3 protein-coding genes and 1 pseudogene are annotated in these 2,552 nt (G+C 71.4%); 2 read left to right on the plus strand and 2 right to left on the minus strand.

Going from position 1 to position 2,552, the window contains the following annotated elements:
• On the plus strand, positions 1 to 750 hold a 750-nt coding region (locus tag ACFTZL_RS43855), incomplete at its 5' end, for an XdhC family protein (RefSeq protein WP_382595921.1).
• Positions 751 to 902: 152 nt separating this feature from the next.
• Here the strand turns inward: ACFTZL_RS43855 and ACFTZL_RS43860 are convergent.
• Positions 903 to 1,343 carry an SRPBCC family protein gene (locus tag ACFTZL_RS43860; RefSeq protein ID WP_382595924.1) on the minus strand — a complete coding sequence of 147 codons (441 nt, stop codon included), beginning with the start codon at positions 1,341 to 1,343 and terminating at the stop codon, positions 903 to 905.
• 88 nt (positions 1,344 to 1,431) lie between these two features.
• The gene (locus tag ACFTZL_RS43865; protein ID WP_382595927.1) at positions 1,432 to 2,220 is read right to left on the minus strand and encodes a polysaccharide deacetylase family protein; all 789 of its coding nucleotides are present in this window, start codon (positions 2,218 to 2,220) and stop codon (positions 1,432 to 1,434) included.
• A 119-nt stretch (positions 2,221 to 2,339) separates the two neighbouring features.
• On the opposite strand from ACFTZL_RS43865, the pseudogene ACFTZL_RS43870 reads away from it, so the two are divergent.
• Positions 2,340 to 2,552: pseudogene (locus ACFTZL_RS43870) on the plus strand (transferase); the annotation flags it as partial.

The following is a 2,552-nucleotide window of genomic DNA, read 5'->3' on the forward strand; positions in this document are numbered from 1 at the left end:
CCCGAACTGACGGGCCGGGCCCTGCTGGTCCGCCCCGACGGGTCTTGCGACGGCGGCTTCGGCGCTCATCCGGAACTGGACCGTACGGTCGCCGCCGAGGCGGGTGCCTTCCTGGACGCCGGCCGCACCGGCACCCTGGAGATCGGGGAGCGGGGCTCACGCTGCGGAACACCGCTCACGGTCCTGGTCGAGTCCTCGGTCCCGGCACCCCGCATGATCGTCTTCGGCGCGATCGACTTCGCGTCGGCGCTGGTCCGCATGGGCAAGTTCCTCGGCTACCACGTCACGGTGTGCGACGCACGGCCCGTCTTCGCGACCCGGACGCGTTTCCCGGAGGCCGACGAGATCGTCGTCGAGTGGCCCCACCGGTACCTGGAGGGCACGGACGTCGACGCCCGTACGGTCCTGTGCGTGCTGACCCACGACGCCAAGTTCGACGTGCCCCTGCTGCGGCTGGCGTTGCGGCTGCCGGTGGCGTACGTCGGTGCCATGGGCTCCCGGCGCACCCACCTGGACCGCAATGCCCGTCTGCGTGAAGTCGGCGTCTCCGAGCTGGAGTTGAGCCGGCTGCACTCGCCGATCGGCCTGGACCTCGGGGCCCGTACGCCCGAGGAGACGGCCCTGTCGATCGCCTCGGAGATCGTCGCCGGCCGGCGCGGAGGCAGCGGGGTCTCGCTGACCGGGGCCCACACGCCGATCCACCACGAGCCGGAGCCGGGGGCGGTGGGGTGGATCGGGACGGTGGCGTAAGGTCCCCGGCGGCCAGCGCGCCTCGGCCTCCAGGAGCGAGAACGGTTCCCTGCCGCCCACGTTCACCAGCATGTCGAGGTCGCTCCACGGTCGCCGACTTCCGGGCGGCTGTCTTGGACGAAAGTTCCGTGCGGCAGCGTTCCCGGCGCCCGTCACGCCTGTCTCAGCAGGCGGTTCAACGCACGGCCGAACACATACCGTGCCGAGCGCCGCACCAGGCCGTCGAAGAGCGACGGCAGCAGGCGGATCCGGATCTCCTCCCGCCACACCACGCGGGTGCGGCCGCCGGGCCCCGGCCGCACCTCCAGCTCCGCCCAGCCCAGAACCACACGGCCCCGCTTCTCCAGACGGCACATCCCCGGGGCCCCGTCCTCCGGCGGCTCCCACACCGTGACCTCCATCGGGTCGTCGAAGGACAGCGGTCCGACGCCCGAGCGGGCCACGACGAGAGTGCCGACGCGGGTCGGCCCGGCCGGGACCGGCTCGACCCGCGTCAACGGCACCCCCTCACCGTGCCGCCGCCACTGCGTGATCCGCCGCCACGCCTCGTCGAGGGGGAGCGGGACCGTCCGTTCGAGCAGGATGTTCGCCACGTCCCGATCGTAGGGAACCCACGCTGCCCGGCGGCCCGCTCGGGCACGGCTCACCCACTCGGCCCAGAGCGGTCCGGGGGTTCGTGCCCTACCGGTACACCTTCCCGGGCTCCGCCTTTCCCGGTGCCAGCAGTTGTGGCACCGTCACGAACACGTACCCCCGTTCCTTGAGCGCGTCGATGATGCCCGGGACCGCCGGCACGGTGCCGTCGTAGATGTCGTGCAGCAGGATGATCCCGTCCCGGGACGCCTGGGCGAGGACGCGGCGGGTGATCAGGTCCGAGTCGGTCGTCCTGTAGTCCTTGGCCGTCACGCTCCACAGCACCTCGGCGAGGCCCAGCTCGCGGCAGATCTCGTGCACGGTCTCGTCGGTGCGGCCCTGGGGCGGGCGCATCAGGGTCGGGCGCTGTCCGGTGAGGCGTTCTATCTCCCGGTTGGGGCGTTCCAGCTCCTCGCGTATCTCCTCGGGTCTCAGCCGGGTCAGGATCTTGTGGTCCCAGGTGTGGCTGGCCACCTCATGACCCTCGTCGGCCATGCGCCGTACCAGCTCCGGGTACTTCTCGATGTGGCGCTCGCCGAGGAGGAAGAACGTCGCCGGGACCCGTCTCTCCTTCAGGATGTCCAGCAGGCGCGCGGAGTGCTCGCTCGGCCCCGCGTCGAAGGTGAGCGCGATGCACTTCGCCCTGCGGCAGTCGACGGTGCCGTAGCGGGCCGCCTGGGTGTCCGTCGCCGCCCGGGCGCGGACGGCGCTGGGCGCTGTGGTGTCGGGTCCCGCGCAACCGCTCAGGACGAGTGTCAGAGCGGCGATCGCCGTGAGCGTTCCGGCAGTTCGGAACGCGGTCCCCGTTTTCTTCATCTTCTTGGTCAGAGAAGGCATGGCGAGACTATACATAGCGTGTATACGCGCGATGTATAGTCCCTGGGGCGTTTGAGACGGCTGTACCGCGGCACTCGCCAGCACCGAAGGCGGGCGATCGTCGCAGGGAGGACCGCAGCATGACCTCGTACGCCGTCGTGATCCCCACCCTCGTACGGGACACCCTCGCCGACTGTCTCGCGGCGCTCGCCGCCGCGAGAGGACCGCGCCCCGGCGAGATCGTCCTCGTCGACGACCGGACCGACCCCGGCCCCGGGCAACTGGAACATCCGTTGAGCGTCCTCGGCGATCTGCGGGGGCGCACCACAGTGCTGGGCGGCGGCGGTCGTGGG

The organism is Streptomyces sp. NPDC056948 (genome assembly GCF_042674225.1).
GTDB lineage: Bacteria > Actinomycetota > Actinomycetes > Streptomycetales > Streptomycetaceae > Streptomyces > Streptomyces purpurascens.